The sequence below is a fragment of the Limnohabitans sp. genome (genome assembly GCF_034680285.1).
Taxonomy (GTDB): Bacteria; Pseudomonadota; Gammaproteobacteria; order Burkholderiales; family Burkholderiaceae_C; genus Limnohabitans_A.
Genome location: NZ_JAXITC010000013.1, coordinates 89,524 through 103,938, shown reverse-complemented (window position 1 = coordinate 103,938; position 14,415 = coordinate 89,524). Strand labels below are relative to the sequence as shown.

Genomic DNA, 14,415 nt, shown 5'->3' with positions numbered 1-14,415 from the left:
CTCAACAATCCGTTTTTTCAGGTTCGCGCCAAACCCAGCAGGTGCGCCATGTCTTTGAGGAAAATGCGCACATGGGCCATCGGGTCTTTGCGCGCCAACTCTTTGTTCATGTAGGACTCGAACGTCAGGCGCTGCACATCGCGGTCTTCGCAGATCTTGACGAACTTTTCGCGGCGTTTGTCGTTTTGGTACCAGAAGTACTGCATCACGCCCAAAATCCAGAACACCCGGCCGTGCTGCTTCATGAAGCTCTTGCGGCCTTGCTTCAGGTAGGCGCTGTTGCCGGTTTTCAGGGCCTCATGGGCGGCCTTGGCCACGCGGCGGGCGCAGTCCATGGCGTAGTAAATGCCTTCGCCCGACGAGGGGGCCACCACGCCAGCGGCGTCGCCAATCACCACCACGTCGCGGCCGTTGTCCCACTGGGGCAAAGGTTTGAGCGGAATGGGTGCGCCTTCGCGGCGCAAAGTGGGTGCGTGGGTCAAACCCGCAATTTCTCGCAAACGCACCGTGGCGCTGCGCAGCGAATAGCCCTTGTCGGCGCTGCCCATGCCCACACTCATGGTCTTGCCGTGCGGAAACACCCAGCCATAAAAGTCGGGCGAGACCTCGCCTTGGTAGTACACGTCGCAGCGGGCCGCATCATAGCCGGGTTGGCCCACGGGCGACTCGATGATCTCGTGGTACGCGAACACATACTTGGTTTTGTGCGCATTGGGAATGGCTTGGCGTGCGACTTCCGAACGTGCACCATCGGCGCCCACCACCATGCGGGTAGACACTTTGACGGCTTGAGCGTGCTCCAAGGCCGCATGCTCTTTGGAAGTCACCGGGGTGAAGTGCACCCACAGCTGACCACTGTCATCGTGCTCCAATTTGTCAAAAATGGCCTGACGACGGACGGCACCCGATTGCGCAGCGCGTTCGCGCAAATATTCGTCAAACTCATCGCGATCCACCATGCCGACAAAGCCATTGTCGATCGGGATGTCAACCTGGTTGTCGGTGGGCGAGATCATGCGAGCGCAACGCACCTTGGCCACCAAGAGGTGGTCGGGGATGTCAAAGTCCTTGATGAGCCGTGGCGGAATTGCACCGCCACAAGGCTTGGTGCGGCCTTGCCGGTCCAACAGCAACACGCGCCAGCCTTGACGCACCAAATCGTGGGCGGCGGTCGCCCCGGAAGGCCCGCCCCCCACCACCACAAAATCAAAATCGGTCTGGTTCATGAGCTTGACCCACCTTTCAGCAATACGGAACTGTCAAAACGCATCGGTATGTGAGGGGCGACAGTGCGTGAACGCAAACGCAAGGCCACCACCGCCGACAGGGCGAACATCAGCCCTTGCAAGGCAAACACGGCCGCATAGGCCGCACGTTGTTCGCCCAAGAGCGCGTGGGCCAAGTCGCTGGCGGCTGTGCCCAGCAACCCACCCAAGCCAAAAGCCGCAGCTTGCGCTGCGCCCCATAAACCCATGCGCGTGCCTTCGCGGCCCGCGCCGCCCTCCCCGGCCAAGCGCATCATGGTGGCGATGGCGGCGATCGAAAACGCGCCATTGGCTACACCCAAAAACACCACATTGGCCTTGAGCGGCCATGCGGCAGACAAAGCCGAACTGACCAAGCCCACCGTGGCCAGCGCCGAGAAAAGGCAGCCACCCACCATCCAGGCTTGCACCGAACCCAAGCGTCCCGCCACCCAGCGCGAACCGGCACCAGCCACCGCCAGCATGCCGACCAGCACACCCATGTGGTGCCAGCCCGACAGCTGTGTGGTCTGACCCGGCGTGAAGCCGTGAACCGCACCCGCGAAGGGCTCCAAGATCAAATCTTGTGCGCTGTAGGCCAGCATGGACATGAACACAAACACGGTGAAAGTGCGTGCAGCCGGGTCGGCCCACACCTCTTTGAACGCTTCTTTGAAATCTTGCTTTTGCAAGCGCTCACTGGCCGCGTTGCGCTCAGGCAAGGGCTGCGGTTCACCGTCTTTCTCAAGGCCCCACAAACACACGGCCGTGATCAGCGCGGTCACCACACTCAAGCTCGCCGAGACCTGCAACAAGACTTGCGGGCTGTAGGGGTCGATCAGTTTGCCCACCACCCCGGCTGTGACGGCAAAACCCACAATCATCATCAGCCACACCGTGGTGGCCGCAGGCGCCCGGCGCTCGTCGGGCACGCGCTTGGCCATCAGCGCCAAAAGCGAAGTGCCACACGCGCTCACACCCAAACCAATCAGGCTGAAGGACAGCCAGGCCAGCAGTGCCCCGTAAAACGGCTCGGAGGCCATCCACACCGTGGCCCATGCGGCCATGAAGCCGCCCCCGCCCAACACCAACATGCCGCCCATCATCCAGGGCGTGCTGCGGCGCCCCTTGTCAGCGCCAAAACCCATGCGTGGGCGCACCATTTGCACGGCGTAATGCCAAGCAACCAAGAAACCGGGCAGCAGGGCCGGCAGGGCCAGCTCGACCACCATGATGCGGTTCAGCGTGGACGTGGTCACCACCACCACCGCGCCCAAACAGGCCTGGATCAGACCCAAGCGGACGATTTGAAACCAGCCAAATTGGGATGCCATGGAGGATGTGCGCATCATGTCCCCACCGTGTGTTGCAACATCGACAACTGGCGCAGCCCCCAGGCGCTGACCATCATGCCGCTGACAAAGAGCGGCACGCCAAAGGCCGACACATGCAAGGCACGCTCAACCGGTTGGCGCAAAAACTTGAGCATCAATGGCCCTTGCAAAACCGCCAACGCCAAGACGGCCGCAGCGTGCCATGGCAATTGCCAGTTCACAAGCAAAGCCGCCACCACCAGTTGCGGCACCAACATGAACACGCAGGCCGTGCGGGCTGCGCAGTGCGCACCCAACTGCACGGGCAGTGAGGCCACACCCATTTGGCGATCGCCCTCAATGGCCTTGAAATCGTTCAACGTCATGATGCCGTGCGCCCCCACGCTATAGAGCAGCGCCAGCGCCACCGAATAGGGGCCCGGCCAAGCCCCGCCCAGCATGACGGCCGTGCCTGTGAGCCAAGCCAGTCCCTCGTAACTCAGGGCGCAGGCAGCGTTGCCCCACCAGCCATTGTTTTTGAGGCGAACGGGGGGAGCGCTGTATGCCCAAGACAAAGCAATGGCCAAGGCGCAAGCAGCAAAACCCCAAGGCCCCATGAGCGTGGCCCAGAACAGCGACAGCAAAGTCCAGGCAATGGCAATGCCCAAACCCCAGCGGCCAGGCATGCGGCCCGAGGGAATGGGACGGTTCGGTTCGTTGATGGCGTCCACATGACGGTCAAACCAGTCGTTGACGGCCTGGCTGCTGGCGCACACCAGTGGGCCCGTGAGCACCAGACCCAACAGGAGCAAACCCCACTGCGCACTCAGCGCTTGCCCAGAAGCCACCACCCCACAGGCAAATGCCCACATGGGTGGGAACCAGGTGATGGGTTTGAGCAATTCAGCCACCGTGCGCAGCTCGGGCCGACTCCGCGCCGCTGCATCTGAGTCAGCGTGAGCGGCCTGAGGAGGGTTGGCGTGGGCCAGAGGCGGGGTGTCCATACCCCCATTGTGAAGAGCGAAATTAAAATGTCAACTAGGATTGACACTTAATGTCAATTTAAATTGACGGTCTTCAAAGATTTTCTGTCTCAGCGTCGGCCACCATGCCGAAACGGCGCAGTTTGACGTAAAGACTTTGGCGCGACAAACCCAACATTTCCGCTGCCGACGCGCGGTTGTTGTGGGTCAATTCGAGTGCTGATTCGATGCACATGCGCTCAATCGTGTCCACCGTTTCGCCCACGATGTCCTTGATCGGGCGACGTCCTACCAACTGCGACAAATCGGCAAAGGGGTTCGCCTGGCTTTGTGCCACCGATGCACCACCTTGCAGGCGGCGATCCATGTCGCGGACAAAGAAGGCGTACATCGGTTCGGGCCGAGTGAGGTAGACGGCCGAAACCTCGACGGGCAAGGTCATGCCCGACAAAGTACGCACTTCGGTGGCGAAATTGCGCACCGGCAACTGTTGACGCAAGCTGGTGTTGAGCACACCCCAGTCCACCGCGCCACGCAAGAACCAACGCTCCAGACTTTGCCCCACCACCTGAGAAGAGGCGGTCAGGCCCAACAAGGCCATCCCTTCTTCGTTGACGCTTTTGATGGTGCCCGCGGTGTCCGTGAGCAACCAACCATCCGGGAAGCGCTCCATGGCTTCGCTTAAAACAGCCGAAGACCCAGCCTCATGGTGAGCAACCGCCATGCTTTCGCGAGCGACCAGACGCACCAAGAACTGCGCGCCACCCTCTTGTCGAAACACGGTGGCCGAGACGGTCCAAGCTGTTGGCAAACCCGCCACGCGGGCCGAACACATTTCGATGCGGCCCGTCGCCAGCGCCATGCGCAGCAAAGACTGCACCTCGGCTTGGCTGTCGCCTTCAAAACATTCCCGAACATCGCGGCCCACCAGACGTTTGCCAGCGTCTTTGAGCAAGGTTTGCGCACCCACGTTCGCTTCGAGCACACGCTGTGTCGCAGCGTCCACCATCAGTACGGCCTCGGACGACGTATCAAACAAGACACGGTATCGCGCCTCGATGTGGCGCAGTCGCAAATAGTCGCGCTCCATGGACTGCTGGGTTTCCACCAGGCGGCGCTGCAGTTCGGCCAGACTTTCCAAGTCGCGGCCCATGGCCAGCAGCTTGCCTCCACCGAGCGGCAAGACCACATATTGCAAAGCCACTTCGTTGCCCAAAGGGGACATGTGGTTCACATGCCGCCAGCGCATGACGTCTGGGCTGCCCTGAGATTGCAGCATTTCTTGAATCTTGGGCCGGCTTTCGGTGGTGACGGTGTCCAACCAGCGGCGGCCCAACCATGACTGACAAGACAGGGCGGCCAAGGTGTCACGCCCAGTCGACACATCCTCGATGGTCCCCTGGAGGTCCATGACCAAGGTGACGTCCGACACCACGCCCAGCAACTGGGAAAACGTAGACGGATCGAGTGAAGGAAGCTTCATGTGTAAATCAACGGCGTTTGAGCATCAGGAAGTTGACACTTTAATTTGTCATACAAGTATAGGCGCATCTGCGCACCAAAATACTTGCTTTTCGGCTTTGAATGACGGAAAACAGGTACAAGCGGTCATTTCAAGCCCCTTTTGGGGAACCGCCTGACATGCACAGCGCCAAATGCGCCACTGTGGCGGGCGCATCTTGAGCCAAAACCTCGGCAGCCAAGCCTTTGAGGCGCTCGGGGGAGACAAAAGCCATGGGGCCACCCACGAAAACCCGAAGTTCCAAATTGTCCGAGCTCTCGCGCAACTGCGGCAGCAAATGGGTCAGCGTGTCGAGGTGACGGTCGGTGCTGACCGAAACCCCCACCGCGTCAAACCAATCGGATTGGAACAAGCGCTTGAATTCGGCCACGTCTTGCGGCACACCCACGGTCACGGTCCAACCTGCGCGCTTGAAAAACTCGCTGAGCATGAACAGTCCCATGCTGTGCTGCGCGCCCGGCTCGGTCAACAAAAGAAGACTCCAGCCCTTGCGCTGCTGGGGTGACTCCTGCAAGAACTCGTTGCTGAAGTCGTGCAAGAGTTGCTGCAAATGGGACGAAGCAATGGTGGTCATGGCGAAGTCCAAGCGATCGGCACACCACCAGTCTCCGAGCAATCGGGCGCAAGGCGTGATGCCCTGCATATAAATGTCTTCCAGCGATTGGCCTTGCCGCTGCCAACCAAACACCACCTGCCGCGCAGCATCCAAGCCCTGCAAGCAAGCTTGCGCCAGGATCTGAATTTGCGACAAATCCAGCGCGGATTTGCCAGCGAAGGAAGTCCCCCCGACCAAGCGAGGGCCCACTGGCGTGCCTTGACGCATCGCCTCAGGCAACAGGTGGGCTGGCCCCTGCACCGAGGGCGGGGACTGGGAGTTTTCTAGGTTGAATTTCGCCATGACAAGCACCGATCATCAAAGAGAGACACCAGCGGCAGGCTCCGGGGCGTCGGAGTGCTCGTCGCAAGAGTTGGGTTGAAACAAACCCCTTGGGGGATCTGAAAAACACAGTCTTGAGTGTCCAAGAATTTGGAGGGCTTGTGTTGAGTGTAAACCCTATGATTCTAAATATATGTCAATTAATGTTGACACACTGTGAAGTGCGATTTACATTCATTCCAAGCCCTCACCTCCAACAAGGTCCCCATGCCCACTTCCACCCCCCAGGTTTTGTACACGCCAGCGCAACGCGCCCGGCGTGACGCGACCGCTTGGACGATGGTGCAAGGCATTTTGGCACCCGTGCAGTTCCTGATTTTCGGCATCAGTCTCTATTTGGTCATCAACAGCCTGCACACCGGCGAGCACACCGACTGGGCCCTGGCCTCGGTGGTACTCAAGACCGTGGTGCTCTACGCCATCATGGTCACGGGCGCCATTTGGGAAAAAGTGGTCTTCGGCCAATACCTGTTTGCCCCTGCCTTCTACTGGGAAGACGTGGTCAGCATGGGAGTCATGGTGCTGCACACCGCCTATGTCTGGGCTTGGTGGCAAGGCGCTTGGAATGCCAACGACTTGCTGTGGCTGGCCCTGGCCGCTTATGGCAGCTACGCCATCAACGCCGCGCAATACATCCGCAAGCTGCGCATGGCGCGGCTGCAAAAACACCCCTCATCCATCTCTTTGCCCGATACGGGCGCACAGGCCAGCACATGAGCACTGTCATCCCGATCCGCGCAGAAACTTCCGCTCAAACCTCCGGCTGCACCGACGTTGTGCCCTTGGTCGAACGCGGCCAGCGCGAGGTATTTTGTGGCCTGACCGGCATCATCTGGCTGCACCGCAAGATACAGGACGCCTTCTTTCTGGTGGTGGGCTCACGCACCTGCGCCCACCTGATCCAGTCAGCCGCGGGCGTGATGATCTTTGCCGAGCCCCGCTTTGGGACCGCCATCATCGACGAGCGCGACTTGGCGGGCCTGGCCGATGTGCACGAAGAACTCGACCGCGTGGTCGGCCAGTTGCTGGCACGCCGCCCCGACATCCGTTTGTTGTTTTTGGTGGGCTCTTGCCCGTCTGAGGTGATCAAGCTCGATCTGTCACGCGCCGCCGAGCGCCAAAACCAGATCCACCACCCCAAGGTGCGCGTGCTCAACTACTCGGGCAGCGGCATCGAAACCACCTTCACCCAAGGCGAAGACGCTTGCCTGGCGGCCATGGTCCCCGGACTGCCCGCCAGCACCGACACCGCACCCGCCTTGATGGTGGTCGGCACACTGGCCGACGTGGTCGAAGACCAGATGCGCAGCCTGTTTGATCGCATGGATTTGCAGGTCAGCTTCTTCCCTCCGCGCAACAGCCAGGCCATGCCGGTGGTTGGCCCGAACACCCGCTATTTGTTGGCCCAGCCCTTCTTGGCAGACACCGCCCGCGCCCTGCAGTCACGGGGTGCGCAGCATTTGCCCGCGCCCTTCCCGCTGGGCGTGGAAGGCACGACCGCTTGGTTGCAAGCGGCCGCCACCGAGTTGGGTGTGGCCCCCGAGGTGTTTGAACAAGCCACCGCCGCCCCGCGCCAGCGGGCCGAAAAAGCCCTGGCCGTGCAGCGACAAATGCTGCAGGGCCAACGCATCTTTTTCTTCCCCGACTCGCAGCTCGAAATTCCGCTGGCGCGCTTTGTGCACCGCGAACTGGGTATGGATTTGGTGGAAGTGGGCACGCCCTATTTGCACCGCCAGCACATGGCCGCCGAACTCGCGCTCATGCCCGCAGGCACCCGCATCAGCGAAGGCCAGGATGTGGACCTGCAGCTCGACCGTTGCATCGCCGATGCGCCCGACCTGGTGGTCTGCGGCCTTGGTTTGGCCAACCCGCTGGAGGCCCAAGGGATCACCACCAAGTGGGCCATCGAGTTGGTCTTCACCCCCATTCAGGGCTACGAACAAGCGGCCGATCTGGCCGGTCTGTTCAGCCGCCCCCTCAAACGCCGCCTCAAGCTGGCGGCATAAAGCGCAGGAACACCCCATGCAACTGACGCTCTGGACTTACGAAGGACCGCCCCATGTGGGCGCGATGCGCGTAGCCACCGCCATGACGGACGTGCACTACGTGCTGCACGCCCCACAAGGCGACACCTACGCCGACCTGCTGTTCACCATGATCGAGCGCCTGCCCCGCCGCCCGCCCGTCACCTACACCACCTTCCAGGCGCGCGATCTGGGCGGCGACACCGCAGAACTCTTCAAAGACGCTGCACGCCAAGCCATGGCGCGCTTCAATCCTGCGGCCATGCTAGTGGGCTCGTCCTGCACCGCCGAGCTGATACAGGATGACCCAGGTGGTTTGGCCCAAGCATTGCAGCTGACGATCCCAGTAGTGGCGCTGGAATTGCCTTCGTACCAACGCAAGGAAAACTGGGGCGCGAGCGAAACCTTTTACCAACTGTGCCGCCACCTGGTGCACAAGCCTGCCGCTGACAAAGCCACCAAGGCGCGGCCCACTTGTAACATCTTGGGCCCCAGTGCCCTGGGCTTTCGCCACCGCGACGACGTCAAGGAAATCACCCAACTGCTCAACCAACTCGGTGTCGATGTCGCCGTGGTCGCGCCTTTGAGCGCAAGCGTGGCCGACGTGCAAAAGCTGGCCGAAGCCGACTTCAACGTGGTCCTTTACCCCGAAATTGGCCTGGCCGCCGCGCAGTGGCTGCAGCGCCAGTTTGACCAGCCGTACACCAAGACCGTGCCCCTCGGTAGCCACGCCACACGCGACTTCATCGCCGAAGTCTGCACGCTGACCGGCCTGCCCCAGCCCGCACAAGACCCGAGCAACGCCCACGCCCACTGGTACGCCAAGTCGGTCGACTCGACCTACCTGACCGGCAAGCGCGTCTACATTTTTGGCGACGCCACGCATGTGGTGGCCGCTGCCCGCATCGCCAGCCAAGAGATGGGCTTTGAGGTGGTGGGCCTGGGCACTTACAGCCGCGAATTTGCCCGCGAAGTGCGCGACTGCGCCAAACGCTACGGCGTCGAAGCCCTGATCACCGACGACTACCTGGAAGTCGAAACCCAGATCAACGCGCTGCAGCCCGAGCTGATCTTGGGCACGCAAATGGAGCGCCACATCGCCAAGCGCCAGGGCATCCCCTGCGCAGTGATTTCCGCCCCGGTGCATGTGCAGGACTTCCCCGCCCGCTACGCGCCGCAAATGGGTTTTGAAGGCGCCAACGTCTTGTTCGACACCTGGGTGCACCCACTGATGATGGGCTTGGAAGAACACCTGATCGGCATGTTCCGCGAAGACTTCGAGTTCCACGCCGGCGCTGCGCCGTCGCACTTGGGCAGCACACGGCCTGCGGCAGAGAACGTGGCTCCATTTGTCGCAGCGCCGGTCAGTGCACCCGTCGTAACACCCGTTACAGCAGTTGCTTCACCAACGGCACCCGCACCCACCAACACCCTGACCACCGACAGCGTTCAAAAGGTCGCCGCCCCCGCCCAAGCCGCTTCGAACCAGGCCACCTGGAGCCCCGAAGCCGAAAAGGAGCTGGGCAAGATCCCGTTCTTTGTGCGGGGCAAAGCGCGCCGGAACACCGAACGATTTGCCCAAGACCAGGGCGTGGCGACCATCACCGTGGAGACGCTCTACGATGCCAAAGCCCATTACAGCCGGTAAACAGGCATCCTCAACAACACCGCGCATGAGCGTGGTGCTGTTGACCATGGACAGCCACCTGGCCAGCGCCGCCGAGAGCGCTGCCGAGCGCCTGGCCCGCGACCTGCCCGGCCTGCACCTGCAAACCCACAGCGCCTCGGCCTGGCGTGACAGCGACAAGGCCCTGGCTGCGTGCTTGGCCGCCGTGGCGCAAGCCGACTTGATCATCGTCACCATGCTCTTCATGGAAGACCATTTCCTGCCGGTGCTCGACGCCTTGCAGGCGCGCCGCGAACACTGCGACGCCATGGTCTGCATCATGTCGGCTCCGCAAGTCACCCAACTCACCCGCATGGGCAAGCTGGTCATGGGCCGCGAATCGAGTGGCCTGATGGCCTTGCTCAAAAAGCTGCGCCCCAGCGCCAAGAACAAAGACACGGGTTCTGAGACAGGTGCACCGGCCAGTGCTGGCGCCAAGCAAATGGCCATGCTGCGCCGCCTGCCCAAGCTGCTGCGTTTCATCCCCGGCACCGCGCAAGACCTGCGCCTGTTCTTCTTGACCATGCGCTACTGGCTGGCCGGGTCGGAACACAACATCGAGCACTTGGTCAAAACCCTGGTGCACCGCTACGCCCAAGGCCCGCGCGAGCCGCTGCGCGCCCTGGCCCAGCCGGAAGACCCGATCGAATACCCCGAGGTGGGCCTGTACCACCCGCAAATGAAAAACCGCATCAGCGAACAGCTGAGCGACCTGCCCGGCCATGGTCGCAAAGACCAACCCGCCGTGGGCCTGTTGCTGCTGCGCTCCTATTTGCTGGCCGGCAACACCGCGCATTACGACGCGGTCATCGCCTCGCTGCAAGCGCGTGGTCTGCGCGTCATCCCCGCCTTTGCCAGCGGGCTGGACGCCCGCCCGGCCATGGACCGCTATTTCAAGCAAGGCACGGGCTCCAAGATCCAGTCCTTGGTGTCGCTCACCGGTTTCTCCTTGGTCGGTGGCCCGGCCTACAACGACGCCAGCGCGGCCGAAGTGGCCCTGAGCGAACTCGATGTGCCCTACATCGCCGCGCACCCGCTGGAGTTCCAGTCGATCGAACAATGGGGCGACTCCACCCGGGGCCTGCTGCCGGTGGAAAACACCATCATGGTGGCCATCCCTGAACTCGACGGCTCGATCTTGCCCATGGTCTACGGTGGCCGCCCCGGACCTGCAGGCGAAACCTGCCACGGCTGCGACAAGCGCTGCACCTTCCCCAGCGGCCCCCGCAGCCAAGACATGTTCACCTGCAGCGAGCGTACCGAAATGCTCACCGCCCGCGTCGAGCGCTTGGTGCGGCTGCGCGACAAGCCACGCGCCGACCGCAAACTGGCCATCGTGCTGTTCAACTTCCCGCCGAACGCGGGCAGCGTGGGCACGGCCGCTTACCTCTCCGTCTTCCAGTCGCTCTTCAACACCTTGCAGCGCTTGTCGCTCGAGGGCTACCAAGTGACCTTGCCGGGCAGCGTGGACGACCTGCGCAACCGCCTGCTGCACGGCAACGCCAGCCAGTACGGCACGCAGGCCAATGTGCTGCACGCCATCGACACCAGCCACCATGTGCAAAACGAGCGCTGGTTGAACGAGATCGAAGCGCAGTGGGGCCCTGCCCCCGGCAAACATTTGACCAACGGCCAGTCGATCTTTGTGCTCGGCGCAGACTTTGGCCAGGTGGTGGTCACGGTGCAACCGGGCTTTGGCTACGAGGGTGACCCGATGCGCCTGCTGTTTGAGACCGGCTGCGCCCCCACCCACGCCTTCAGCGCCTTCTACCGCTACCTGCGCGACGACTACGCCGCCGACGCGGTGCTGCACTTTGGCACGCACGGCGCGCTCGAATTCATGCCCGGCAAACAAACCGGCCTGTCGGCCCAGTGCTGGCCGGACCGCCTGATCGGCGCACTGCCCAACATCTACCTCTACGCCGCCAACAACCCGTCCGAAGGGGCATTGGCCAAACGCCGGGGCGCAGCCACGCTGGTGAGCTACCTCACCCCCTCGCTCACGCACTCGGGCTTGTACAAAGAACTGGTCAGCCTTCAGCAGTCGATTGAGCGTTGGCAACAAATGGGCCCTGACCAAGCCCAGGACCGCAAGAGCCTGACCACGCTGATCCGCGAACAAGCGCAAAGCATCGACTTGTCGGTTCCAGCCCATCAGGCGGCAGATCCCACCGCCTGGATCGAGCAGCTGCAAAACCAGCTGCTGGAACTCGAATACGCCCTGATCCCCGAAGGACTGCACGTCATGGGCCAAGCCCCCACCCGCGAGCAGCGCTTGGGCACCCTCAAAGTCATGGCCGATGCCATGGGCTTGACCGGCGCTCAAAACGCCAGCTTGATGGAAGCCCTGGTCGACGGTGCGAGCGAAACGCAACTGAACGCACAGTTCAGCAACGAGCTGCCCGCTGGCGACAAAGCCCAGGCCGAGACGCTGCGCCAGCTGGTGCGCAGCAACCGCCTGCTGGGTGAAGACCACGAAATGCAAGGCCTGATGCGCGCCCTCGACGGCCGCTATTTGCAACCCGCCCCTGGCGGCGATCTGATCCGCAATGCCAACGTGCTGCCCACCGGGCGCAACCTGCACGGCCTGGACCCCTTCCGCATGCCGTCTGCCTTTGCCGTGCGCGATGGCATGCGCCAGGCCGACAAACTCTTGGCCCGTTACCAGCAAGACCACCAGGCCCTGCCCGAGACCGTGGCCATGGTGCTGTGGGGCACCGACAACCTCAAGACCGAAGGCAGCCCCATGGCACAAGCCCTGGCCTTGATGGGTGCCGCCCCGCGCTTTGACAGCTACGGCCGCTTGGCTGGCGCTCAGCTGATTCCCTTGGCCGAGTTGGGCCGACCACGCATCGACGTGGTCATCACCTTGTCGGGCATCTTCCGCGACCTGCTGCCCATGCAAATCCGCTTGCTGGCCGAAGCCGCGTTTTTGGCCGCCAGCGCCGACGAGCCGCTTGAGCAAAACTTTGTGCGCCAACATGCCCTGGCCTACTTGGCCGAGCACGAAGGCAGCAACATGGAGTGCGCCGCGCTGCGCGTGTTTGGCAACACCGAAGGCGCGTACGGCGCCAACGTGAACCACCTGATCGACAGCAGCTGCTGGGAAAACGAAAACGAACTGGGCGATGCCTTCACCCAACGAAAAGGCTTTGCCTATGGCCGCGAAGGCCGCCCGGTGCGCAACACCTCGGTGCTGCAAAGCGCGTTGGCCAGTGTGTCGCTCACCTACCAAAACCTGGATTCGGTGGAGCTGGGCGTGACCAGCATCGACACCTACTTCGACACCCTGGGCGGCATCAGCCGCGCCGTGCTGCAGGCCAAACACCAGCGCGATGGCAACGCTGCCGAAGCACCGCCCGTTTTCATTGGGGACCAAACCCAAGGCGAGGGCGTGGTGCGCAGCCTGACCGAACAAGTGGCGCTGGAAACCCGCAGCCGCATGCTCAACCCCAAGTGGCATGAAAGCATGTTACAGCACGGGTATGAGGGCGTGCGCCAGATCGAAGCCCACCTCACCAACACCATGGGCTGGTCGGCCACCACAGGGCAAGTACAGCCCTGGGTCTACCAACAACTGGCACAGACCTTTGTGCTGGACCCCGCCATGCGCGAGCGCATGGCCCAGCTCAACCCCACCGCATCGGCCAAAGTGGCCAACCGCCTGCTGGAGGCCACCCGCCGCCAGTACTGGCAACCCGACGCCGAGACCATGACAGCCCTGCTGCGTGCCGGTGAAGAACTTGAAGACCGCCTTGAAGGCATACAAGAAGGACTCCCAGCATGATCGAAACCACCAGCATCCCCGTGAACAGCATCCAGAGGGTACGCGGCGCAGACGGCGAAGGCAGCGTGCAGTTCCAGATGGACCCCACCGTCAAGATCGGCACCGCCAAGGTGTTTGCGGTCTACGGCAAAGGCGGCATTGGCAAGAGCACCACGTCGTCCAACCTGTCGGTGGCTTTCAGCAAGCTGGGCAAGCGCGTGCTGCAAATCGGCTGCGACCCCAAGCACGACTCCACCTTCACCCTGACCAAAAAGCTCATGCCCACCGTGATCGATGCGCTCGAAACGGTGGACTTCCATGCCGAAGAACTGCGCCTCGATGACTTCGTCTTCAAAGGCTACAACGGCGTGATGTGCGTGGAAGCCGGTGGCCCACCCGCTGGCACCGGCTGCGGTGGCTATGTGGTCGGCCAGACCGTGAAGCTGCTCAAGGAACACCACCTGCTCGAAGACACCGACGTGGTCATTTTTGACGTGCTGGGCGATGTGGTGTGCGGTGGTTTTGCCGCCCCGCTGCAACACGCAGACCGCGCACTCATCGTCACCGCCAACGACTTCGACTCCATCTTTGCGATGAACCGCATCGTCCAAGCCATTGGGGCCAAGGCCAAAAACTACAACGTGCGTTTGGGCGGCGTGATCGCCAACCGCAGCGACGCGACCGACCAGATCGACAAATACAACGCGGTCACGGGCCTGAAAACCATGGCGCACTTCCCCATGCTCGACGAGATCCGCAAGAGCCGTTTGCAAAAGTGCACCTTGTTTGAGCTGGAACCCACACCCGCCGTCAAAGCCGTGCAAGACGAGTACATGCGCCTGGCCGCTGCGCTGTGGCTGGGGGCCGACCCGCTGCCGTCCATCCCCATGAAAGACCGCGACATTTTTGACCTGCTGGGTTTTGACTGATCCGCACGCAAAACACGCCCTGAAAGATCAC

The 14,415-nt window shown here is 62.2% G+C and carries 10 protein-coding genes; 5 read left to right on the top strand and 5 right to left on the bottom strand.

Annotation, left to right across the window (positions count from 1 at the left end; translation table 11 throughout):
• Positions 1-17 precede the first annotated feature (17 nt).
• The 5 genes from SWE17_RS11805 to SWE17_RS11785 all read right to left on the bottom strand — a co-directional run bounded on the left by SWE17_RS11805 (position 18) and on the right by SWE17_RS11785 (position 5,960).
• Positions 18-1,226 carry a geranylgeranyl diphosphate reductase gene (locus SWE17_RS11805; RefSeq protein WP_322993293.1) on the bottom strand — a complete coding sequence of 403 codons (1,209 nt, stop codon included), beginning with the start codon at positions 1,224-1,226 and terminating at the stop codon, positions 18-20.
• A complete protein-coding gene (locus SWE17_RS11800) occupies positions 1,223-2,596 on the bottom strand; it encodes a BCD family MFS transporter (RefSeq protein ID WP_322993292.1) in 1,374 nt (457 codons plus the stop codon). Before SWE17_RS11800 ends, SWE17_RS11805 begins: the two co-directional genes overlap by 4 nt.
• Positions 2,593-3,561, bottom strand: coding sequence for a chlorophyll synthase ChlG (gene chlG, locus SWE17_RS11795; protein ID WP_322993291.1), 969 nt, complete (start codon positions 3,559-3,561; stop codon positions 2,593-2,595). The genes SWE17_RS11800 and chlG overlap by 4 nt, the downstream gene beginning before the upstream one ends.
• Positions 3,562-3,634: 73 nt before the next feature.
• Complete coding sequence (ppsR, locus tag SWE17_RS11790; protein WP_322993290.1) at positions 3,635-5,023, bottom strand: transcriptional regulator PpsR; 1,389 nt, start codon at positions 5,021-5,023, stop codon at positions 3,635-3,637.
• A 130-nt stretch (positions 5,024-5,153) separates the two neighbouring features.
• Positions 5,154-5,960 (bottom strand): cobalamin B12-binding domain-containing protein, encoded by an 807-nt coding sequence (locus SWE17_RS11785; protein ID WP_322993289.1) that lies wholly within the window; start codon positions 5,958-5,960, stop codon positions 5,154-5,156.
• Between the two features lie 246 nt (positions 5,961-6,206).
• Between SWE17_RS11785 and bchF the strand changes: the two genes are divergently transcribed.
• Genes bchF through bchL form a run of 5 tightly spaced genes read left to right on the top strand, consistent with a single transcriptional unit; the run spans position 6,207 to position 14,384 of the window.
• Positions 6,207-6,716: a 2-vinyl bacteriochlorophyllide hydratase gene (gene bchF / locus SWE17_RS11780; RefSeq protein ID WP_322993288.1), complete on the top strand. Its 510-nt coding sequence runs from the start codon at positions 6,207-6,209 to the stop codon at positions 6,714-6,716.
• Positions 6,713-8,005 carry a ferredoxin:protochlorophyllide reductase (ATP-dependent) subunit N gene (locus tag SWE17_RS11775; RefSeq protein WP_322993287.1) on the top strand — a complete coding sequence of 431 codons (1,293 nt, stop codon included), beginning with the start codon at positions 6,713-6,715 and terminating at the stop codon, positions 8,003-8,005. The genes bchF and SWE17_RS11775 overlap by 4 nt, the downstream gene beginning before the upstream one ends.
• Before the next feature lie 16 nt (positions 8,006-8,021).
• Positions 8,022-9,671, top strand: coding sequence for a ferredoxin:protochlorophyllide reductase (ATP-dependent) subunit B (gene bchB / locus SWE17_RS11770; RefSeq protein ID WP_322993286.1), 1,650 nt, complete (start codon positions 8,022-8,024; stop codon positions 9,669-9,671).
• Positions 9,646-13,476: a magnesium chelatase subunit H gene (locus SWE17_RS11765; RefSeq protein ID WP_322993285.1), complete on the top strand. Its 3,831-nt coding sequence runs from the start codon at positions 9,646-9,648 to the stop codon at positions 13,474-13,476. The genes bchB and SWE17_RS11765 overlap by 26 nt, the downstream gene beginning before the upstream one ends.
• Positions 13,473-14,384 (top strand): ferredoxin:protochlorophyllide reductase (ATP-dependent) iron-sulfur ATP-binding protein, encoded by a 912-nt coding sequence (bchL, locus tag SWE17_RS11760; protein WP_019429120.1) that lies wholly within the window; start codon positions 13,473-13,475, stop codon positions 14,382-14,384. The genes SWE17_RS11765 and bchL overlap by 4 nt, the downstream gene beginning before the upstream one ends.
• Positions 14,385-14,415: the final 31 nt, after the last annotated feature.

Bases quoted from the DNA above. Each gene is read 5' to 3' on its own strand.
- SWE17_RS11800 (WP_322993292.1), bottom strand. From the start codon at position 2,596: ATGATGCGCACATCCTCCATGGCATCCCAATTTGGCTGGTTTCAAATC.
- chlG (WP_322993291.1), bottom strand. From the start codon at position 3,561: ATGGACACCCCGCCTCTGGCCCACGCCAACCCTCCTCAGGCCGCTCAC.
- SWE17_RS11775 (WP_322993287.1), top strand. From the start codon at position 6,713: ATGAGCACTGTCATCCCGATCCGCGCAGAAACTTCCGCTCAAACCTCC.
- SWE17_RS11805 (WP_322993293.1), bottom strand. From the start codon at position 1,226: ATGAACCAGACCGATTTTGATTTTGTGGTGGTGGGGGGCGGGCCTTCC.
- SWE17_RS11785 (WP_322993289.1), bottom strand. From the start codon at position 5,960: ATGGCGAAATTCAACCTAGAAAACTCCCAGTCCCCGCCCTCGGTGCAG.
- bchL (WP_019429120.1), top strand. From the start codon at position 13,473: ATGATCGAAACCACCAGCATCCCCGTGAACAGCATCCAGAGGGTACGC.
- SWE17_RS11765 (WP_322993285.1), top strand. From the start codon at position 9,646: ATGCCAAAGCCCATTACAGCCGGTAAACAGGCATCCTCAACAACACCG.
- bchF (WP_322993288.1), top strand. From the start codon at position 6,207: ATGCCCACTTCCACCCCCCAGGTTTTGTACACGCCAGCGCAACGCGCC.
- ppsR (WP_322993290.1), bottom strand. From the start codon at position 5,023: ATGAAGCTTCCTTCACTCGATCCGTCTACGTTTTCCCAGTTGCTGGGC.
- bchB (WP_322993286.1), top strand. From the start codon at position 8,022: ATGCAACTGACGCTCTGGACTTACGAAGGACCGCCCCATGTGGGCGCG.